Source organism: Pseudomonas sp. NBRC 111133 (assembly GCF_001320605.1).
In the GTDB taxonomy this organism is placed as follows: Bacteria; Pseudomonadota; Gammaproteobacteria; order Pseudomonadales; family Pseudomonadaceae; genus Aquipseudomonas; species Aquipseudomonas monteilii.
Genome location: NZ_BCBJ01000068.1, coordinates 107,426 through 128,418, shown reverse-complemented (window position 1 = coordinate 128,418; position 20,993 = coordinate 107,426). Strand labels below are relative to the sequence as shown.

Here is a 20,993-nt window from a genome sequence, read left to right as displayed (position 1 = left end):
CCGGCAGCTTCAGGTGTGGCCTCAACGCATTGCCGCCGGGTCGACCACCGACGGGTTCGGCTTGCTCCCCGAAATCCGCCACGTCACGGCGGTAATGCCGTAGCGCTCGGCCATGGGTCGGCTGATCTTTCTGATCTTCTCGCGGCCGAACTTGGGAATGATGCCAATGCCCGCATCGCAACTTGCCCAATGCCAGGCCTCGGCATTGTCCAACCGCTCCAGACGAATGATGAAACTGCGCGGCTGGCCATGCAGTTGGTAATCGATGATGTACAGTTGTGGGCTAGGCATCGCAGGGGGCCTCCTCTTCTCCATGGATGACAACCTGATTGATTCGGGCAGGGCCAGATAATTCAAAAAATTGTCGAACAATTAGAACCCGTTACCCTACGGTGGGGATATTCAGTCACTGGCTGCGGCTACGCCCATGACTGTTCTGCCCCCCTTTGCGGCCCGCTTCCGATGCCCGCTGGCGGTCATTGGCAAAATTGCCGCCAGAAGCCTGCCCTCCCTTTTGTCCGGCGCGGGAGGCGCGCTCCCTGTCGTTGGCGAAGTTGCCTGGGTTGGTTTCCTTGGTGCCACCACGTTGGCCGGTTTGCGCTTGATCCAGTGCCATGTCATTACTCCTTGCGAGGAATTGGCGGTTGCATGGCCTGTACCATGCCCTACTTCCGAGCCGCCAATTGCAAGGTCTGCTCAATCGTTTTGCCCGCAGGTGACGAGCGGCACGAAACTCCCACGGGCAAAATTTTTGCGCGGCAAAGCTGCCGGCTTTTGACCGTCAAGCATGAACACTCCACTGGACCGCATCCACATCGATCGGCATTTCATCAATGGCATGGATCATCCCGTTCTCCAGCGCCTCCCGTGGCCCCAAGATGCGCGGATAGGCCATCAGATACCGCGGCACATCCAGTACCTCAGCGGCGCCTTCGGTTCGTTCGGCGACGATCTGCGCATACAAGCGCAAATCGTAATCCAGGCTCATGGCATATTCTGCCATCCGTGAATGGTCCACCGAGCCATGCAAGGTCCAATGAAACGGGTGGAACAGGAACTTGCTGTAACTGCATGCCGTACGCCGCTCCCCGGCCAAGAACAGAATATTACCCATGGACTCCACCGTGCCCAGGTTGTGCGTCTGCACCTGGACCGGTAACGCCCGCAGGAAGTTGTACAGGGTAAACCCGTAGCTGCACTCGCCCCCCATGGTGGCGATGTTCAATTGCAGTACATCGGCCCCCTGCTGCAACGCCCGTGAACAGGTATTGACCAGGTTGCCGCAGGTTGACGAGTTGATAGGCCCGGTGAAATGGATGATATGTCGTGCCATGTTTGCCTCCAGGGTTGGCAGGTCACTCCTTGGACTTGGCGTGTATGCGGTGGAAACGTCAACCGCCGCAAAGTTCAACCCGACCTCACCCTGTTGGTGCAACGCCCTGCAGTGGCCGTCTGGCCTGGCGTTGCGACGCAGGTCACACGCGGCTGAACAACACCCGCTTGAACGCCTCAGCCGCCAGATGCACCTGCACCGCCCAGTCATCTGCAGCTTCGCTGCCGGCATCGTCGGAAATGTACTTAAGGCATACAAACGGAATGCGTTCGTCGCGTGCGATCAACGCCAGCACATAGGCTTCCATGTCGACCACGTCATAAGGCGCATCGCCATGGTTGATCTCGAAGTTGTCACCGCTACCACAGGTTTCCAGCGTCAGGCCCGGGATTGCGGTGCCGTGCTCCAGAACCACCGGGATGTCCGACAGCGGTGTTTCATAACGGGCAAAGCCCAGTGGGGTCACGTCCATATCGCGTTGCACGAAGCGGTTACAGCACACCACTTCGCCCTTGCCATGGCGCTGGCTGCCCGCCGAGCCCAGGTTCACGATCAGCTTTGGGCGGTGCGCGGCAATGGCTTTGGTCAGGGCGATGGCAGCATTCACTTTGCCAATACCGGTGAATACGGTACGCACCTCGCTGAATACATTGCCAGCCTCGGCCTCGAGGGCGAAGACGAATAGCGTGTCATCCAGTGAAATGTCAGGGAATTGCTTGATCAGCATCATGGAGCAGATGATTCCGGGTGGCTGCAAAGGGCGCCGCCATTGTCGGCCAACCCTGGCTAATTGCAAACCCCCGGTTCATTGCAGTGCCAGGTCGCCCCGGCACTGCCATCAGGTCACTTACGAGCGGCCGCCCTTACGGCCCGACTCGCTATCGTGGGGCATGTTGCCGCCCGAAGACTGGCCGCCCTTGCGCCCGGCTTCGGAAGCCTTTTCACGGTCGTTGGCGAAGTTGCCCGGGTTCTTGCTACCACCCTGGCTGCCTTGTTGATTGCCAGTACGGCTGTTTTCTTTGTTGGCCATGGTTTTGAAACCTCGTATGACTTGGATGTGCACGGCACGTTGCCGTACACAGGTTGTGAGTACGGCCCCCTCGGGGGATTCGGTTTATTGCGAAGGGTTCGGACCGGTGGCGTTAAATAAGCGACAACGCCATATTTGGGGCGCCTGTCAGTCGTGCGGCGGGCTATCCAGGCGTGCTTGTCGGCGGCCAAGCCAGCCGCCGGTCACTGCCCAGCCTAGGGCAATCAATGCGCCGGTCAGCATCGCCAGTTGCGGGTGCTCGCCCATCACGTCCAGTGCCCGCTTGACCCATCCGCTCAAGGCATCGCCACCCCGGTAGACCACCGTATCGATGAAGTTCTTGGCCTTGTACTTGTCCTCGGCCGGCAGCACCGTGAACAGCATCTCCCGCCCAGGCCGCACCAGTGCGTATTCGCCAGCTCGGCGCACCACCATGACCACCACGAATACTGCGAACACCGGTGCCAGCGCCAGCCACACAAAGCCCACAGCCATCACCAGCGGCACCGCTACCAGCAATACCCCCACGCCCAACCGACGCGCCAGGCGACCCGTGAGGAATACCTGGGTAAGGATGGCCAATGCCTGCACGACGGTGTCGATCACGCCGAATACCTGGGTTTGCCGGGTGCGATCGGCAAATGTTTCGCTGACGATGCGTGCCTGCTCGAAATACAAGAAGGTGCTGACGCTGGCCAGCAACACGACGAACAGTGCGATACCCAGCAGATACGGCGAGCACAGTACCGCGGTGGCACCGGCAAACGGGTTACCGCCCAAAGGTCGCGATCCCGAGCGTTGGGGTTGTTCCGGAAGACGTTGGCGTGCTCGCCAGCGTTGCAGGAACAGGGCCGCGCCACTGCTGCCCAGCAACAATACCGCCGCCAGCACCAGCAGCCCGGCATGGCCTAGCGGCGCCACCAGCAACGTGCTCAGCAGGGGGCCACTCAGCCCGCCCAGGCTGGCCCCAGCGGCCAACAGGCCGAACAAACGCTTGCCCTGGGCGGTGGAAAACAGATCAGCAAGTACGCTCCAGGCCAGGGAGATGGTCAGCAGGTTGAATACCGACAGCCAGATGTAGAAGCCCCGAGCCGCCCACAAGTCGTCAGGGGCGACTGCGAACAGGACGGCGAACAGCAGCAGGTTGCTGGCAAAGAAGCCATAGGTCCACGGCAGGATGAGCCTGCGTTGCACCCTGGACGCCAGCCAGCCGAACAGTGGCAGGCACGCCATGGTGGCGATGAAGGTGCCGGTGAACAGCCACTGCAGGTTGTCCACCCCACCGGCAATACCCATGGTTTCGCGCACAGGGCGCAGCATGAAGTAGCCGGTGAACAGCAGGTAGAACAGCAGCAAGCCGGCGATGACCGCCGGCCCTTCGCCGGGCTTGATGTTCAGGCCTTGATCGAGCCGCCGCCGCCACGCTTGCATGGAGTCAGGCAAACTGCTTGATCAGCGCCTGTTGCTGCGCCTGGCTAAGCAGGGGTTCATGCCCGGCCTTGAGTTGGTCGAGCTGGCGTTCGGGCCGGCCGGTGGCAGGGATGACCGTGGTCACCGCAGGATGGCTGATGGCAAATTTCAGAAACAGCTGCGCCCAGCTACCGATGCCTGCTTCTGCGGCCCAGCCGGGCAACGCCCGGTCCTTGACCCTGGCAAACAGGCGGCCATCGTCGAAAGCGCGGTTGATCAGCACCGCAATACCTTTGTCCTGGCAAAGCGGCAGCAGTTCGCGGGCTGCGTCGGGGGCGTTGACCGAGTAGTTGATCTGGATGAAGTCCAGCGGCTCGCTTCGCACGATGCGGGCGACTTCGTCCTGGCCACTGTTCAGGTAATGGGTGATGCCGACGTAACGGGTCTTGCCCTGCTGCTTCAGCTCACGGGCATAGGGCAGCTGGGTCTGCCACTCACGCAGATTGTGAATTTGCAGCAAGTCGACTTTGTCGGTACGCAGGCTCTTCAGGCTGCCGGCCCACTGTGCTCCGGCCTCGGACCGGCTGTTGGCCGCGATTTTGGTGGCTATGAAGCACTGCCGGTGCCAGCCACCCTCCTCGAGCAACTGGCCAAGTACGCTGTCGGCACCCCCATAATTGGGCGACGTATCGATCACCCGGCCACCGCCTTCGAAAAAGGCCTTGAGCACGATTTTGAGCTGCTCGTACTGAGCCGAGCCAGCGTGCACTTCGAAGCTGCCCGAGGTACCGGCACCGATCACCGGCAACGCTTCACCGGAGGACGGCACTTTACGGGTCAGCAAGCCGGCCGGGCTGGCAGCATGCAGCCAAGGGGCCGCCGCCAGCAAGCTCAAGGCGGCACTGGCGCGTAGGACATCACGACGTGCGTACATGGAAAGCTCCCGTCATGAATCGGAAACTTTCAAGGCTAGTCGCTCTGCTCCGCGCCAGCGGGTGTTTCTGTATCTGGATGTTTAGTGATTAGGCCTGCAGCAGCTGGCTCAGGTCGACACCCGCGTCACCCATCGGCGGGCACCAGTAATAGCCACCGGTCAGTGGCCGGCTGAAGCGGTACAGGCCGTCGATGATGCCGTCCTCCAGGCCGCTCATGCGCCGCAGTTGTACCTCGAATGCATCGAAGCTGTGGCCCAGGGCGACAAAGGCCAGGCCGGCACCGCGCTGGTCGGCCCAGGCGACCGAGCGACGCACCATGAACGCCTCGGGCTCGAAGCTTTCCTGGGCGGTGCGCTTGACGTGTGCGGACTCGGGCGCATCGTCGAGCTCTTCGTTGTCGCTCAGGCGGCGGCCGATAATGTTGTCCTGGTCGGCCTGGGGCAGCGACTTGAAGTAGTCAAGGTCGTGCTTCCACAGCTGGAACGCGGCAAAGCTGGAACCATCGCTGGTAATGGCCGCCTGCACCGCATCTTCGTCCACCGGGTTTTCGGTGCCGTCTTCGTAGCCTGTCAGGTCATGGCCGCCACGGTGCAGGAAGCCATCAACGCTGTCCGCCAGGCGCAGGGCCGGAGCCAGCACCTGCTCCAGGGCGTTGGCGCGCAGCAGCAGGTCGCCGCGCTCGTTCCCGCGCAACCACAGCCACAGGGCGTGCTGAGTGCTCGGGTTTTCAACGGCGGCGTCCAGCAGCGGGAAGGCGCGCAGGCCCGGCACTTCGCGGCCCAGGGCCTTGGCCAGCGGGGCGCCGACACCGAGCAGCAGCTGTTCGCCATCGACCTGCGGCAGCAAGGCATCGAGCGCAGCTGGCAACGCTTCGGGCGACTGCAGGGTGAAGAACAGGTGGCGGGCATGGGCCGGCACAGGGTTGGCAAGCAGACCTTGCTGGAACGGCATGACAGGCTAATCCTTGGTAAAAACAGGAATGCTACTGCGCCTGCAGGCCTACTGCAACGCGGCATGCAGCCCGGCCAGCCGCTGCGCTTGGTAACAAATGGTTACCAATAGCGGGCCCTTTGCGATTAGCTATCAATCCGCGCCTGCCTACACTCCTCGAGATCCTTCGCCCAAGAGATTGCCCATGACAGCCTCGCCCTTGCTCACCGCCGTTCTGCCGCTCGCCTTGGGCATCATCATGCTCGGCCTTGGGTTGTCGTTGACCCTGGCGGACTTCGCTCGCGTCGTGAAGTACCCCAAACCGGTGATGGTGGGCCTGGCCTGCCAGATCCTGCTGCTGCCGCTGGTGTGTTTCCTGATCGCCAACGGTTTTGGCCTGGAGTCGGCCCTGGCGGTAGGGCTGATGCTGTTGGCGGCCTCGCCAGGCGGCACCACGGCCAACCTGTTCAGCCACCTTGCCCATGGCGATGTGGCGCTGAACATCACCCTCACGGCGGTCAATTCGCTGATCGCAATCCTGACCATGCCATTGCTCGTGAACCTGTCGTTGAGCTGGTTCATGGCTTCGGATCAAGCCATTCCGCTGCAGTTTGCCAAAGTGATGCAGGTGTTTGCCATTGTGCTGCTGCCGGTGGCACTGGGCATGCTGATTCGCCATTTCGCCCCGGTTTTCGCCGCGCGTATGGAAAAACCGATGAAGCTGGTGGCCGCGCTGTTCCTCGCCTTCACCATCGTCCTGGCCCTGGCCAAGGACTGGCAGACCGTGGTCGAGTATGCGCCGGTGGTGGGCCTGGCGGCGCTGCTGTTCAACCTGTTGAGCCTGGCAGTGGGTTACTGGGTGCCGCGCCTGTTGAATATTCCCAAACGCCAGGCCATTGCCATTGGCATGGAAATCGGCATCCATAACGGGACCTTGGCCATTGCCTTGGCGTTGAGCCCTTCGCTGCTGAACAACGCGACCATGGCGGTACCGGCGGCGCTGTATAGCCTGATCATGTTCTTTACGGCAGCGGGGTTTGGCTGGTGGGTAAGCCGTGGGCATGTGGCGGCTCAACCCGAAGGCGAAACGGTGAATTGAGGCCCGTTCAGGTAGTTACCGCTGGTTGCGTTTGCTGCGCAGCTGCTGCTTCAACACCTTCAATGGGGGCGCATAGAAGAAACCGAACGAGACACTTCCCGTGCGCCCCTTCACCGCATGGTGCAACCGATGCGCCCGGTGCAAGCGTTTGAGGTAGCGGTTGACCGGCCGAGGCTTGCGCGGCCAGTGCCGGTGATAAAAACCGTCATGGGCCACCACGTACAGCACCCCGTACCCTGCCACCCCACCGCCCACCCACTGCAACGGTGCATAACCGCTTTTGCCCAGCGCTACCAGTCCCGTGGCGATCAGGCCCAGGGCCACGAGGTACAGGTCATTGGTTTCAAGCATGCCCAGCTGAGGCTCATGGTGTGAACGGTGCAGCCACCAGCCCCAGCCATGCATGATGTACTTGTGAGCCAGCGTGCCAACGCCCTCCATGGCCACCAGGGTGCCGAACAGTACGGCGAGATTGAACAGCATGGAACGGTCCGGGTGATGGCAAAGAGAGGCGCAAGGTTAACGGCTGCCCAAGTTTTTTTCCATGCGGGCGTGACCGGCTGCAGGCCATTCAAGGATGAAGCCCTTGTCATGTTTTCGCCCTTGACCTGCTCTGCCCCGGGGCGTATGGTCCGCGACGCAATTTTGCCTTCCTCAACAGGAGACCTGCCTTGGACAGTAGCCCCAGTCGCTTGCGACAGGCCCGCGTGGCGCACTAGCCCGGCAGTGTCCTGCACTGTCTGGCCGCCCTGGCAAGACGGTGGTTTCCTGTAACCCCCGCTTTTCCTCCCTTCCTCGTGGTCCTGCGCATTGTTCTGGTTTTTCAACCGCGCCAACTGATGGCGTTCATGCGGGTGTATGCCTGCGCAAGAGGTTTGCTATGGATTGGAAAGTATTTCTGCTGCGCGTCAGCATTGCCTTGCTGTTGGGGGCGTTGATCGGTGCCGAACGGCAATTGCGCCAACGCCTGACCGGGCTGCGCACCAATGCGCTGGTCAGCACCGGTGCTTGCCTGTTCGTGCTGATGACCCAGGCGGTGCCAGGCATGGCTCCTACCGATGCATCGCGCGTCGCCGCCTATGTGGTGTCGGGCATCGGCTTTCTCGGGGGTGGAGTGATCATGCGTGACGGCTTCAACGTACGAGGCCTGAACACTGCAGCCACCTTGTGGTGCACGGCGGCAGTGGGTGTGCTGTGCAGCCTTGGGCTGCTGTTGGAGGCGGCATTGGGTAGCCTGGTGGTGCTATGTGCCAATATCCTGCTGCGTGATATCGCCCAGCGCCTGGACCGTCAGGACGTGGTGCCGGCCAGCGAGGTGGAGCAGCACTTCGAAGTGCGAATCGTCTGCCGTGCCGAGGACGAAATCCAGGTGCGCAGCCTGATGCTGCATAGCCTGGGCGATCCGCAACTGCGGCTGCAGTCACTGCAAAGCCAGGACCTGGACAGCCCGCCGCGCCTGGAAGTACGCGCCGAGCTGTTGGGCACCGCGCAGGCACCCGCGCAACTGGAGCGGCTGGTCAGCCGGGTGAGCCTGGAGAAAGGTGTAAGCTCGGTGCGCTGGCAATTACAGCCGCAGGCACTGGCGGCGGATTACTGAAACAGGAGTGATTCATGCGTATCCGCCCTACCCTCAAGCGCGATATTCAACACCTGCCGGACGTAGAGCGTTCGGCAGCCCAGGCGTTTGCCGGCTGGCCAACGCTGGCCTGGCTGGCGCAAGGTGATGTGATGGATTGCGTTGCGCACAGGGCTTTCGTCGACGCGGGCGGTAGCTGGGTGGCCGAGGACGATAATGGGTGGCTTGCCGGTTTTGCTTGTGCCCGGCGTGAAGGGCAGGCTCTGCACCTTTATGAAATATCGGTGCGCCAGGAGGTTCAAGGGCAAGGCGTGGGGCGGCGTTTGCTGCAGCAAGTGGCTGATGCCGCGCGTGACGCAGGCCTGCGCGAGCTCACGTTGACCACCTTTGCCAAGGTGCCCTGGAATGCGCCCTTCTATGCACGGTTCGGGTTCGAGGTGCTCGATGAGCGGCTGCTGAGCCCCCGGTTACGGGAAATCCTGGCCAATGAACGTGCGCACGGCCTCACTGAGCGTTGTGCAATGCGCCGTTACGTCGAACATTAGACGGCCCGTCACTCTGCATGTGCCGGCAGCTGTGCCCTGCATTGCGCCAACGCCGCATCGCGTTCTTTTAACTGCTCTTCATACCGCAGCAACTGCCGCGCCTGTTCCGCGCACACGTCGCGCCTGGTTTCCAGGTGCTGCGCTTGCATATCCAGCTGCCGGCGCATTTCTTCGCTGGCACCTTGTGCCTGGGCCAGGATCGTCCGCAAGCCCTGGATCTGCGCATCGCGTTGCTCCAGCAACTCGTCCTGCGCCCGGCACTCGCTGGCGGCCTGGCGGTGCTCACCCAGCAAACGCTCATTATCGCGGTGCAAGCGGGTCAGCTCGTCCTGCTTGACGATCATGCCCTGCTGCAGTTGGCGCACTTCCACCTGCATCTGCTGCAGTTGTGCTTCATGACGGCGCTGTTCCTGCTCGCGCTGTTCACGGCTGGCATTGCGGTAATGCTCCAGAGCATCGCGGGCATGGCAGTGTTTGTCCTCCAGTGACTTCACCTGTTCGTCCTTGTCGGCAAGGCGGACCTGCAACTCACCCAGTGACTGGTTGAGGCTGGCGCTGCGCAGCTGTTCGGCTTGCAGCGTGCTTTGCGTGGTCAACCGCTTTTCCGTCTCGTCGGCCAAGGCCGCTGCATCGATCTGATGCTGCTGCTGCGCTGCCGCCAGGGCCTGACGGACGATTTCCAGCTGGGCCTCAAGCTGCTCTCGCTGTTGGGTGAAGGTGCTTTCGGCCTGTTCGATCTTCAGGTCGGCCTCATCTTGTAGCTGCGTGGCCAATTGCCCGACCAGGCGGCTTAGCACATCGCTTAGCGCCGCGCCGCCTTCGGATGCCACGGGTTGCTGGCCGTTCAATTCCTTCAGGTAGCGGTGAATCGTGGTTTTCGAGCCGGTATTGCCCAGCTCGATACGTATGGCATCGATGCTGGGGTTCTCGCCGCGGGCAATCAACGCCTGACGTGCCTGCTGAACCACCACCTTGTTGATACCGCCCCGGGCCATGCGTGCTCCTACGATTTTGTACTGTGTTATGTAGCATGTAATTACGTACTGATTATGGCCATAACAACGCTCACCTGCAAACGTTTCCTAAGGAAGAATAATCACGGCTTATCGAATGTGATAGATGAAACAGCCGCCAATCAGCTGTACGCAGGCACCTGTCATTTCTGCCAGTTGTGCGAACCCATACCACTTGCTCAAATCCAGTTTCGTGCAAGTCAACTGGGCAGGAGGTAGTAAATGAAGCACACCATTGAAAACGAGCAAGACCCTGATGGGGCGGCGGATCACCAATCGCTCAGCAATCCGCCGTTTTTTGGTTTGTTCAGCAAGGAAACGCTCAACCTTCACTGGGACCGCTATCACAGCAGTCACACCGGCAAGGTCAGTGACAAGGTCAGTTATGAGGAAGCCACCGAAAACGGCTACTGGAAATTTGGGGCCATCGACCTCGGCAGTGCCTCGATGCGTTTTCAGGAGCGTGATCTGCTCGTCAACGTGCCTGTGCTCTATGATTTAGGTTTTAAAACCCGCAGGCAGCCTGGTTCTTCCAGTCAGCGCGTGTGGGACGCTCACCAACGTTACCCTTCGACGGATGCGCAACTGACCGTCAAACTGCCGTTTTTTGATAATCCTGCTCAATTCCATATTGCCGATGACGGCAAACTCATGCTGCGGCTGTCCAAGGGCACCTGTATTGAAACCGTGGGCAGTGGCTACGACAGCGCGCTGCTTCTAAAAGAGCTGACAAAGCGAAATGGGGTTCGCCTGCCTGATACTTCCCCCCCAAGAGGAACGCTGCGCGGCGAGCTGGCCGGTCAGTTCTCAGACGCAGGTAGCGCCGTGATGTACACCGCAGCCGAATCGTCGATGGCCGACGGTGCCAAAGCACACCCCATTGCCAGCGAGCCAGTGCCTTTCGCCATCTATTTTCACGACACGGCGTTCCCTGAGGTCGCTCAAAGCAAGCCTCCCCAGGACATGAACTGCGTGGTGTCCCTATTTGCGCCAAATGAAACCGTTACATTCCGGTACGGGGTTTACGACTCGCAAAGCGGTTACTATGGCGCTCAGTTCGGCATGGCCAGCGTATTCAGCGCCCCAGTTTCTGTCTCTCTGGCGGCACAAAAACCATCGATTACACCCTTGCTGCGGCAGGTAAATCCAGGCGACGAGAAGCAGGCACTCACCCTTGAACCCTCGAGCGCCAACGCACAATGGGCATTCGAGGGCTCACCCGTAGGTAAGCTTGAGAACGAGAGCGGCAACCGGTTCTATTACCCGCCGCCCCGGTTAACGCCAGCTGTCACGCTTAACGAAAACAACAAAACCAATGTACCTGCGGCATTGAAGGCAGATCTGGAGCACCCTCTTTATGCCGACGTGATCAATGCTACTGCAGCCGGTCAAACGGCAACGTCGACATTCCTGACCCAGTACGCTCCTGAAACGCACTTTTTCAAGGCGCACCTGGCTTCAGGCAAAGTGCGCCTGGCAATGTGGTATACCAAATGGGGCGCTACCACGCCCGTCGAGGTGAGTGCCGCGAAAACCCAGTGGGTTCGCATTGCGGGCAATGGCAATATTGATAGCAACGGTGTGTTCTCTCCGGCCTCAAGCCAGCCAACTCCGTTCACTGTCCTGCTGGCTAAAGATGTGACGGAAGACGACGGGTACTACTATTGGGCCTACATCGTATTACCGCTGCCGACACTGGAGCCCGAAAAGGTGCTGGAGTTGATCAACGGCTGACTCAAACCCTCGAGCGGATTGCTCGGCCCAGCACCCTGGGCCGAGGCTGAAGCAACGTCAGAGAAAACGTTGCACTTGCGCCGGCGTGCGCCGCATCAGTACCTTGCCATTGCGCACAGACACCAGCGCATGCCCCTGGCTACGCACCATTTCGTAGTCGTCAGGCGCCGACAGCAGTAACAGGTTGGCCGGCCGCCCCACCTCAATTCCGTAGCGTTCGCCCAGGTTCAGCGTGCGGGCGCTGTTGTCAGTGATCAGGTCCAGGCAGCGCTGCAGGTCTTCGTAACCGAGCATGTGGCAGATGTGCAGCCCGGCTTCGAGAATGCGCAGGATGTTGCCATTACCGAGCGGGTACCAAGGGTCGACGATGGAGTCCTGGCCAAAGCACACGTTCATGCCGGCGCGGTCGATCTCGGCCACGCGAGTGACGCCGCGGCGTTTCGGGTAGTTGTCGAAGCGCCCTTGCAGGTGAATGCTCTCGGTCGGGCAAGACACGAAGTTGATGCCCGACAGTTTCAGCAGGCGGAACAGCTTGTAGCAGTAGGCATTGTCATACGAACCCATGGCCACGGTATGGCTGGCGGTTACCCGGGCGCCCATACCGCGCACCCTGGCTTCTTCGGCCAGCACTTCAAGGAAGCGCGACTGCGGGTCGTCGGTCTCGTCGCAGTGCACGTCCACCAGGCAGCCGGTACGTTCGGCCAGGTCCATCAGGAACTTCACCGACGACACGCCCTGGTCGCGGGTGTTCTCGAAATGCGGAATGCCGCCCACCACATCGGCACCGATGGCCACGGCTTCTGTCATCAGCGCCCGCCCATTGGCATACGACTCGATACCCTCCTGAGGGAAGGCGACGATCTGCAAGTCGATCAACTCGCGCACGTCGTCACGCACCTCGACCATGGCCTTAAGTGCGGTAAGGCTCGGGTCGGTGACATCGACATGGGTCCGTACATGCTGGATTCCGTGGTCCACCAGCATGCCGATGGTTTTTCTCGCGCGGACCTTGATGTCGTCGTGGGTGGTGATTTCCTTACGCTCGGCCCAACGCTCGATGCCTTCGAACAACGTGCCGCTCATATTCCACTTCGGCTCGCCGGCGGTCAGGGTGGCATCCAGATGAATGTGCGGTTCCACAAAGGGTGCCACCACCAGGTTTTGACCGGCATCAAGGTCATCGATAGAAACGGGTGCCACCACCTCGGCCTGGGGCACGATGGTGGCAATGCGCTCGCCGCTCAGTTCGATGCGGTACAAACCGGGCTTGCCGCGCAAGCGTGCATTGATAATGTTCATGCTGTTACTCCTTGGGCTCGCTTATCGCCGCTACCTGCATAGTGGTCGAGCCCAAGGGGATCCGCCAGTGCCTGGCGCAGGTATCGATTTACTGGCTGTCCAGCCCCATCTGCCAGAAATCAGCCTCCAGGCTGGAAGCTTGCCCAAAAATCCCCACCAGGTCTGCGAAGCGCTGTTCGGTCATGCTCCGCGCTGCCAGTTCATCCAGGTGCTTACGCGCTGCCGCCGCCACGCCTTGATAGCCTTCCCCGGCATATTCACCAATCCACTCGCGGTACGGGTGGTTGCTCAAATCGCCGATCCGTTCCGCCAGGGTCCGGCCGATTTCGGCATAGCCGATCACGCAAGGCGCCAGCGCCACATGCAGTTCCAGCAGGTCGCCGGCGGCACCGCAGTCCAGTACATAGCGGGTATAGGCCACCGTGGCCTGGTGCTCGGGCGCAGCTTCGATATCGGCCTGGGTCAACCCCCAGCGCGCGCACAGGCGCAGGTGCAGTTCGGTTTCATCCAGGATCGCTGCCAGCCCGGCCTGCGCGGCGCGTATGTCCGCCGGGCGGCGGCTTTTATAGGCGGCCAACGCCCAGGCACGGGCGAACTGGATAAGGAACAGGTAATCCTGCACCAGGTAAGTCCGGAACGCGTCCTCACTCAACGTGCCCTCGCCCATCTGCCGCACAAAGTCATGGTCGACGTAGCTGTTCCACTGTTGGGTCGCGACAGCCTTGAGGCGCTCGAAGATATCCATGCTCACTTGCCCTCCGGGTAGACGGCATCGAAGAATGCCAGCTCCAGCTCGACGGTGCGTTGGTAGAAATCACTGGCCAGTGCGGCTTCCTGCGGGCCAACGCGGTCCAGCTCGGCTTGCAGGAAGGCAACGAAGGCCTGGAAGTCCGGGTTGTCGTGAAGGGTGATCCACTCGGCATGAACGAAGTTGTCCGGCATCGGTTTCGGCGCCTTCAGTGCCCAGTCCAGGTACAGGCCTTCGGCAACATTGAGCACCGCCAGCGCCGCCGCATAGGAGCGGGTAGCTGCCGCTTCGCGCATGATCGCCTTGAAACCTGCGGTTGGCGCAGTGTCGGCAGGTTCAGTGCGCTGCGCCGGGCTTACCTCCAGGGCCTCGAAGGCGCGCAGGAAGTAGGTGTTCTCATCACTGGAGATCATCCCGGCGAAACGGCCGAAGCGCAGGCGGGCCTCGAACGTGTCGGCGGTGGCGATGGCCGCGCCCAGCAAGGTCAGGAAGCTGTCGAGGAAACGGTGGTCCTGCACCAGGTAGTCGACCATGATCGGGGCCGGCAGGCTGCCGTCGCACAATTGGGTCACGAAACGGTGGCCAACGGCCGCCGACCAAGTCGGCTCGCTTTGGCGGCGCAGGTACTGGCTGAAACGTTCGGTCATGTTGCTGTCCTTGACGGGGGTGACAGCGAGACCTTGGTGGTGAGCATGGACGGGCCTCGCAGTGAGGCCGGCAAAAAGGCAGGTTACGAATCCCATCCCTTCGCCGGCATGATCCGGATCAGGTTCGAAGGGTCACCGCGCTGCAACGTTCAGCGGTTTCTCAGCCCGTTGCCGGGCTCCCCTTGGTGGCGTTCAGGTATACCCCAGTGAGTCGGTGCTGTCACTACCCAACCCCCAAAGCCTGGGCACCGGGTGACCCGCTAGTGGGGACATATCCCCATCTTTGACGCCCTGTTATTTAGCGCACATCAGACGCCACAAGGATTTGTTTAACAAAGCATTACTGAAATAGATGTTGGCACAGCCGTTGCTCAGGGCATTTTACCGGGCAAAACGCCTTTGATGGCTCTAAGCCATACAGCCGCGAGCGAGGTATAAGGCAATGAAAACACCTGTCGTGATCCACCCAGCCAGGCATGCATTCCAGCTGTCCACCGTCACCGCGCTGATGCTCAGCCTCGGGCTGATCACGGCTACAGCGGCCCCCCTCGACGATAACAGCCCGCCGCCGCCAACCGATCCCTCCGCCTACACCGACCAACCGGCTGATCCGACCCCGGCCTTGTTGAACCTCAATACATTGCCTGAAGCCAACCAAGGTTCGCTGGAGCTGACCAATGGTGTGTATGGCGACCGCGATACGGTGCGCACCGACAACGTACTACCGCCTGCCCTGCAAACGTCGGACAGGTACCCTACCAACGGCAAGCCCAGCCCGCTGTTTGGTGCGCAGCCGTTCACCCAGCAGCTGTTGCTGTTTGAAGAATTCGGCACAGAAAAGCTCGACCCCACCCTGCCACCGCCCAGCCTGACCTTCCCGGTTCCCACCCTGGGGGCCGCCCCGGCGCAGGACCCCAATGTCGTAGCCCGCAGCAGCCCCAGTGGCACTGCGCTGGAGGCTTTCCTCAAGCAACCCGGGCTTTACCCGTTCCCGACCCAGTACGCCAACGTGCTCGACCGCAACCCGTGGAAGGCGCAGATCGAGATGTTCCTGAACCGCCAGCCGGTCGGCTCCCCGGCTGAAGGCCGTCCACCAGGAAAAAGCTGGTCACACCAGCGCTGGAACGAGTTTTACCCGCAAGCTGCGTTCAAGACCGCGCAAGCCGGTGCGCGCATCAACCAGGGCCTGCGCGACCGCAATCAACTGCACAACTATGCGGTCGGTGAATTTGCCCCGGGCGGGCTGTACTACCAGACCTCCGACATCCCGACCACGCTGGGCACCACCAAGGGTATCGACACCCGCTTCCACCCGAACATGCCGCTGCAGAACCACAAGTCGCTGTGGACGTTCGATGGCACCTTCCCGGTCAAGTTGCTGATGGTGCGCTATGGCCAGCCGGTTCTGATGCGTCATTACAACGCCCTGCCGATCGACCCTTCGGCCAACGGCGGTTTTGGCTTGCACACCATCTCGACCCACGAGCACAACGGCCACTCCCCGGCCGAAAGCGACGGCTTTGCCAACGCTTACTTCTTCCCCGGCCAGTACTATGACTACCGTTGGCCGGTGCAGCTGGCCGGCTACGACACCATCAACACCCGCGCACAAGACCCGCGTGCCGCGTTCCCTTGCTCACCGGGTGAAACCCTGTTCGCCAATGACGGCTCGCCAGGGCTGAAAACCTGTCAGAACGGCAGCATAAAGATCCGTGGCGACTGGCGCGAAACCATGAGTACCCACTGGTTCCACGACCACATGATGGATTTCACGGCGCAGAACGTCTACAAGGGCAACGCCGTGATGATGAACTACTACAGCGCCCTGGACCGCGGCAACGAGGCCCTGCAGGATGGCGTGAACCTGCGCTTCCCCAGCGGTTCGGGCATGCCTTGGGGCAACCGCGACTACGACGTCAACCTGGTGATGGCCGACAAGGCCTGGGATGCCAACGGCCAGCTGTGGTTCAACCCGTTCAACACCGATGGCTTCCTTGGCGACCAGATGCTGGTCAACTGGCAGTACCAGCCCAAGCTCAAGGTGCGCGCGCGCAGTTACCGCTTCCGTCTGCTCAATGGCTCGGTATCCCGCTACTTCAAGTTCGCCATCGTGCGTGAAATCGCCGGGACCAGCGGCGAATTCAAGGGGCCATCCGGCTCCAACGTCTCCTATGCGCGGGTGCCGTTCCACATGATCGCCAACGACGGCAACATCATGGAGCACGCCGTGCCATTCGACGGCACCATGGACCTCAACGGTGACGGCAACCTGCAGGACAACAACGGTATCCTGCCGCTGCAAGGTATCGCCGAGCGCTACGACATCATCATCAACTTCGCCAAGAACGGCATCAAGGTGGGCGACAAGCTGTACTTCGTCAACCTGGAGGAACACCGCACCGGCAAGGGCCCGGAAGGTGCCATTTCGCTGGCCGACGTGCTGTCGGAGAAATACAAGGCCGTCATCAAGCAGACCAGCAAAGGCCCACAGTGGGATAACGGCGACCCGCTGGTCGGCAAGTTCCTGCAGTTGATCGTGCAGCCCTACAGCGGCCAGGACGTGAGCATGGACCCGGTGGTTTATGAGCCGGCAAAACCGGGCAAAGCCGAAGGCCTGAAGATGCTGCCGCTGCCCATTGACCGCAACTCGACCGCCGACCAGGCCAAGATCAAGGATGCCCGCCACCGCGAGTTCATCTTTGGTCGCTCCGACGGCACCGACACCACCCCCTGGACCATCAAGACCGATGGTGGCTTCGGCTACAGCATGGACCCACGGCGCATCAGTGCTGCGCCACAACTGGCCCAGCAGTCCACCGATGGCGGCTTCAGCGGCGACGGCACGCTGGAAGTGTGGAAGATCGTCAACGGCGGCAATGGCTGGAGCCATCCGGTGCATGTGCACTTCGAGGAAGGTGTGATTCTTAGCCGCGACGGCAAGGCGCCGCCAGAATGGGAGAAATGGGCACGCAAGGACGTCTACCGCATCGGGCCAGATGCCGATTCGTCGGAAGAAGTGGAAATGGCTATTCGCTTGCGCGAGTTCGCCGGTACCTACATGGAGCACTGCCACAACACCCAGCACGAAGACTCCTCGATGCTGCTGCGCTGGGACATTGAACACCCAGGGCAGTTCCAGGTGATGCCGACCCCGCTGCCAGGTTGGGATGGCGTGCAATACATGGCGTCGGTGGGCCTGCCGACCTTCCGCACCAAAGGCAAGGACGACAACGATGATGCTGCCAACAAGCCACCGGTCGCGGCCAACGACAGTGCGGCAACCACAGCGGGCAAGCCGATCACCCTGAACGTGCTGGCCAACGACACCGACCCGGAAGGTAACCTGCCATTGACTGTCGTTGGCCTCAGCCAGCCAGACTCCGGTCAGGGTAGCGTCAGCACCAATGGCACCACGGTGACCTACACCCCGCCGGCCACGGTCGCCACACCGTTCACCGCCAGCTTCAACTACACGGCGCGGGATGCCAAAGGGGCCGAGTCGGTGAACCCGGCCACGGTCAACATCGCGGTGAGCCAGGCGGCAGCGGTCGATCAGGTCCAGGTCGCCAGTGCTTCGGTCCAGGTACGCAGTGGCAACCGCTACACCTGGGAAGTGGCGGGCGCCACCACGGTGGCGACCGGCAACAGCATTACCGTGACCGCTGCCACTACCAGCGGCCCGCTGAGCCTGGGCAATGCCACCCTGACTGCGGCCACCACCGGCGCTCGCTGGAAGCTGTCGGTGACCACTACCGGTACTGGCCCGGCAACACCGGCCACGGTAACCGTGAAATCGGCGTTGGGGCAGAGTGTGACCGTGCCCATCAGTATCAAGTGACTGCAAAGCGGGGCCGCCTCGCGGCCCCAGCCAGCCAACCGACGAGGACTGCATCATGCCCGGCTCATGGCGTTTCCTGCTGGTGCTCGCGCTGTTCGCCGCCAGCATCCCGTTGTGGCCGTTGCAGCCGCAACAACCGGTGACCAAAGAAGCTGAAAGCCCTTGGGGTGCCGACTACTTTCCCAACATCCCCCTGCTCACCCAGGACGGTGAGCAAGTGCATTTCTTCGATGACCTGATCAAAGACAAGGTTGTCGCCATCAACTTCATCTTCACCGGCTGTTCCGATTCCTGTCCGGTAGAGACCGCACGCCTGCGCCAGGTGCAGAAGATTCTTGGTGACCGGGTCGGCAAGGACATTTTCCTGTACTCCATCAGCATCGACCCTTACAACGACACGCCCGCCACCCTCAAACGTTACGCTGAAAAGTTCGGTATCGGCCCCGGCTGGACACTGCTCACCGGTGAACCTGACGACATCGAACGGTTGCGCCGCAGCCTGGGGCTGTGGATTGACGGCCTGGAAAACGGCCGTTCCAAGGACCACAACCTGAGCCTGATCATCGGCAACCAAGCCACCGGCCGCTGGATGAAGGCTTCACCCTTCGAAAGCCCGTACATCCTCGCCGATCGCCTGGGCAACAGCCTGCACAACTGGAAGCAGGCCAGTGCCCTGAACAATGACTACGCCCAAGCCCCGGAAGTACGCCCGCCAAGCAGTGGCGAGCAGATCTTCCGCACCCGTTGCTCATCCTGCCACACGCTGGGCAATACCGAGTTGGGGCAACCCGGTATAGGTCCCGACCTGCTGGGCGTTACCCGCCAGCGTGATGCCAACTGGCTGACCCGCTGGTTGAAAGAACCCGACCGCATGCTGGCAGAAAAAGACCCCCTGGCCATGCTGCTGTACGAGCAGTACAACCGCCTGGCGATGCCCAACATGCGCCTGGGTGATGCCGAAGTCAGCGCCTTGATGACCTACATGGAAGAGGAAACCGCACGCCTTCAGGCGCCCTTGGCGGATACGGGAAACCCTTAAAGGCGATTAGCTATCAGTCATCAGCCTGTCATCTTATTGTCGTATTTTTCGAGCATCACCCAGGGTCGGGAACTATCAGCAGTGATTCGCCGTTCGCTTTCATCCACCCGCCTTCTGCGGCTGCTGATCCTGATGCTGTGTGCAGCCACTTTGGCCTTTCTTTGGGGGCTGCACATCCTCTCCGTAACCGCCGCCCACCCGGCGTGCGGCCTTGGCCTGTATACACCCTCGGCATTGCCCTATTCGCGGCAGTTCTGGCTGAACCTGGGCATGACCCTGCTGATCCTCGGCAGTTTGCTGTGCACCTTGCGCCTGCTGCGCAAGCACCAGGAGGCTTTCAACGCACTGGAGCAGGCCCAACAGGTCAACCAGCAACTGATCGGGCGCCTTGAGGACGAACACCGGCGCAGCAGCCACGCCGCCGCCACCGACCACCTCAGCGGGTTGCACAACCGTCGCCAGTTTGTCGAGGTGGCGGGCCACGCGCTTACCCGGCAACGGGGCAAGCGCCGGCTGATGGCGATACTGTTCATCGACATGGACCGCTTCAAGTCGATCAACGACTCGCTCGGGCACAAGATCGGCGACCTGCTGCTGCAGGCTGTGGCCGGGCGCATCCAGCGCCTTCTGGACCCCGGCGACGAGGCTTCGCGCTTTGGCGGCGACGAATTCGTGGTGCTGCTGGCAGGCGAACGCAGCGAGGAACAGATCAATACCTGGGTTCGCGAACTGGTCCAGCGGTTGTCGGCCACCTATGCCCTGGATGGCCAGGAGGTCAATACCAGCCCCAGCGTGGGCGTAAGCATCTGCCCTCGCGACGGCCAGGACATCGACAGCCTGATCCGCAGTGCCGACGCGGCGATGTATTCGGCCAAACAGGCCGGGCGCGCGCAATATCGCTTCTTCGACCCCTCACTGAACCTGGCCGACATTCAGGCCTTCACCCTCGAACAGGCGTTCGGCAGTGCCTTGGCCGAGCGCCAGTTCGTGCTGCACTACCAGCCACAGATTCGCCTCGACACCCAGCAAGTGATGGGCTACGAAGCGCTGGTGCGCTGGGATCACCCCGAATTCGGCCTGCTGTACCCGGACCGCTTCATCGACCTGGCCGAACGCAGTGGCTTCATTGTCGAGCTGGGTTGGGAGGTGTTGCGCCTGGCGTGCGAGGCATTATCGGGGTGGGATGCCCTGGGCCGAGAGACGCGGCTGGCGGTCAATGTCTCCGCCCTGCAACTGCGCCAGGACGACTTCGCTACGCGGTTGCTGAACGAACTGCAACAGTATGCAATTGCGCCGCAGCGGCTTGAGCTGGAAATCACTGAAACCACCATCCTCGACCCGGAAAGTACCGCCGTGGCGCACTTGCACACCCTGCGCAGCGCGGGCCTGGGCATCAGCCTGGACGATTTCGGCCGCGGTTACGCCGGCTTCGCCCACCTGCATTCGCTGCCGCTAAGCAAGCTGAAAATCGACCGCTCGCTGATCGCCCCCTTGTCCAACAGCCATGACGACAGCCCGATCGTGACCTCCACCATCATCCTGGCCAAACGGCTGGGCCTTGAAGTGGTGGCCGAAGGTGTGGAAACCCGTGAGCAGGTGGTGTGCCTGAAACTGGCGGGTTGCGATATTGCCCAGGGCTATCACTTCAGCCGACCGCTGTCGCCGGCACAGTTGCGCGACTACCCGCACTTCAACGGCATCGAGGCCTCGCACGATACCATGGGGCTGGTGCCGGCCCGGCAGGATGGTGTTGCCCCGACGCCGCATTAGGTGCTTGTCCTGGGATTTCGGTTTATCGTGTGCCCATCACCCACCGA

General features: G+C 61.5%; 18 protein-coding genes, 2 pseudogenes and 1 riboswitch. Of the genes and pseudogenes, 7 read left to right on the top strand and 13 right to left on the bottom strand.

The genetic code is table 11. From position 1 onward, the window contains the following. Positions 1-21: 21 nt before the first annotated feature. The 8 genes and pseudogenes from APH36_RS15690 to APH36_RS15655 form a co-directional block, all read right to left on the bottom strand. Complete coding sequence (locus tag APH36_RS15690) at positions 22-291, bottom strand: DUF6555 family protein (protein ID WP_060499404.1); 270 nt, start codon at positions 289-291, stop codon at positions 22-24. 115 nt (positions 292-406) lie between these two features. Next, entirely contained in the window at positions 407-616 is a 210-nt protein-coding gene (locus APH36_RS15685; RefSeq protein WP_060499403.1) for a general stress protein, read from the bottom strand. Between the two features lie 165 nt (positions 617-781). Next, positions 782-1,333 carry an ATP-dependent Clp protease proteolytic subunit gene (locus APH36_RS15680; RefSeq protein ID WP_060499402.1) on the bottom strand — a complete coding sequence of 184 codons (552 nt, stop codon included), beginning with the start codon at positions 1,331-1,333 and terminating at the stop codon, positions 782-784. Between the two features lie 142 nt (positions 1,334-1,475). After that, positions 1,476-2,063: a nucleosidase gene (locus APH36_RS15675; protein WP_060499401.1), complete on the bottom strand. Its 588-nt coding sequence runs from the start codon at positions 2,061-2,063 to the stop codon at positions 1,476-1,478. A 117-nt stretch (positions 2,064-2,180) separates the two neighbouring features. Next, a pseudogene (locus tag APH36_RS15670) lies at positions 2,181-2,306 on the bottom strand (general stress protein); the annotation flags it as partial. Positions 2,307-2,510: 204 nt separating this feature from the next. Next, entirely contained in the window at positions 2,511-3,794 is a 1,284-nt protein-coding gene (locus APH36_RS15665; protein ID WP_060499400.1) for an NTP/NDP exchange transporter, read from the bottom strand. 4 nt (positions 3,795-3,798) lie between these two features. Beyond that, complete coding sequence (locus APH36_RS15660) at positions 3,799-4,707, bottom strand: aldo/keto reductase (RefSeq protein WP_060499399.1); 909 nt, start codon at positions 4,705-4,707, stop codon at positions 3,799-3,801. A gap of 88 nt (positions 4,708-4,795) precedes the next feature. Continuing rightward, on the bottom strand, positions 4,796-5,659 hold the full coding sequence (locus tag APH36_RS15655) for a Dyp-type peroxidase (RefSeq protein ID WP_060499398.1): 864 nt from the start codon (positions 5,657-5,659) through the stop codon (positions 4,796-4,798). A 184-nt stretch (positions 5,660-5,843) separates the two neighbouring features. On the opposite strand from APH36_RS15655, the gene APH36_RS15650 reads away from it, so the two are divergent. Beyond that, positions 5,844-6,737 carry a bile acid:sodium symporter family protein gene (locus APH36_RS15650; protein ID WP_060499397.1) on the top strand — a complete coding sequence of 298 codons (894 nt, stop codon included), beginning with the start codon at positions 5,844-5,846 and terminating at the stop codon, positions 6,735-6,737. Between the two features lie 15 nt (positions 6,738-6,752). On the opposite strand, the gene APH36_RS15645 is transcribed toward APH36_RS15650, so the two are convergent. Continuing rightward, the gene (locus APH36_RS15645; RefSeq protein ID WP_060499396.1) at positions 6,753-7,220 is read right to left on the bottom strand and encodes a sterol desaturase family protein; all 468 of its coding nucleotides are present in this window, start codon (positions 7,218-7,220) and stop codon (positions 6,753-6,755) included. A gap of 397 nt (positions 7,221-7,617) precedes the next feature. On the opposite strand from APH36_RS15645, the gene APH36_RS15640 reads away from it, so the two are divergent. Together APH36_RS15640 and APH36_RS15635 are read left to right on the top strand one after the other, a co-directional pair. Continuing rightward, the gene (locus APH36_RS15640; protein ID WP_060499395.1) at positions 7,618-8,334 is read left to right on the top strand and encodes an MgtC/SapB family protein; all 717 of its coding nucleotides are present in this window, start codon (positions 7,618-7,620) and stop codon (positions 8,332-8,334) included. A 14-nt stretch (positions 8,335-8,348) separates the two neighbouring features. Continuing rightward, positions 8,349-8,858: a GNAT family N-acetyltransferase gene (locus APH36_RS15635; RefSeq protein WP_060499394.1), complete on the top strand. Its 510-nt coding sequence runs from the start codon at positions 8,349-8,351 to the stop codon at positions 8,856-8,858. A gap of 8 nt (positions 8,859-8,866) precedes the next feature. Here APH36_RS15635 and APH36_RS15630 read toward each other — a convergent pair whose 3' ends face one another. After that, on the bottom strand, positions 8,867-9,853 hold the full coding sequence (locus tag APH36_RS15630; RefSeq protein WP_060499393.1) for a DNA-binding protein: 987 nt from the start codon (positions 9,851-9,853) through the stop codon (positions 8,867-8,869). Positions 9,854-10,093: 240 nt separating this feature from the next. On the opposite strand from APH36_RS15630, the gene APH36_RS15625 reads away from it, so the two are divergent. Then, positions 10,094-11,605, top strand: coding sequence for a hypothetical protein (locus APH36_RS15625; protein WP_060499392.1), 1,512 nt, complete (start codon positions 10,094-10,096; stop codon positions 11,603-11,605). Between the two features lie 57 nt (positions 11,606-11,662). Here the strand turns inward: APH36_RS15625 and codA are convergent, their stop codons facing one another. The 3 genes from codA to APH36_RS15610 form a co-directional block, all read right to left on the bottom strand. Continuing rightward, positions 11,663-12,904 (bottom strand): cytosine deaminase, encoded by a 1,242-nt coding sequence (codA, locus tag APH36_RS15620; protein ID WP_060499391.1) that lies wholly within the window; start codon positions 12,902-12,904, stop codon positions 11,663-11,665. A gap of 88 nt (positions 12,905-12,992) precedes the next feature. Then, positions 12,993-13,655 carry a thiaminase II gene (gene tenA / locus APH36_RS15615; protein WP_060499390.1) on the bottom strand — a complete coding sequence of 221 codons (663 nt, stop codon included), beginning with the start codon at positions 13,653-13,655 and terminating at the stop codon, positions 12,993-12,995. After that, complete coding sequence (locus APH36_RS15610; protein ID WP_060499389.1) at positions 13,652-14,299, bottom strand: TenA family protein; 648 nt, start codon at positions 14,297-14,299, stop codon at positions 13,652-13,654. Before APH36_RS15610 ends, tenA begins: the two co-directional genes overlap by 4 nt. 78 nt (positions 14,300-14,377) lie before the next feature. After that, a riboswitch (TPP riboswitch) is annotated at positions 14,378-14,492 on the bottom strand. A gap of 249 nt (positions 14,493-14,741) precedes the next feature. Here APH36_RS15610 and APH36_RS15605 point away from each other — a divergent pair. The 3 genes and pseudogenes from APH36_RS15605 to APH36_RS15595 all read left to right on the top strand — a co-directional run. Next, positions 14,742-18,137 carry an Ig-like domain-containing protein gene (locus APH36_RS15605; protein WP_060499388.1) on the top strand — a complete coding sequence of 1,132 codons (3,396 nt, stop codon included), beginning with the start codon at positions 14,742-14,744 and terminating at the stop codon, positions 18,135-18,137. A gap of 55 nt (positions 18,138-18,192) precedes the next feature. Continuing rightward, on the top strand, positions 18,193-19,176 hold the full coding sequence (locus APH36_RS15600; protein WP_060499387.1) for an SCO family protein: 984 nt from the start codon (positions 18,193-18,195) through the stop codon (positions 19,174-19,176). 216 nt (positions 19,177-19,392) lie between these two features. After that, positions 19,393-20,946, top strand: a pseudogene (locus APH36_RS15595) (putative bifunctional diguanylate cyclase/phosphodiesterase); the annotation flags it as partial. Between the last annotated feature and the right edge of the window lie 47 nt (positions 20,947-20,993).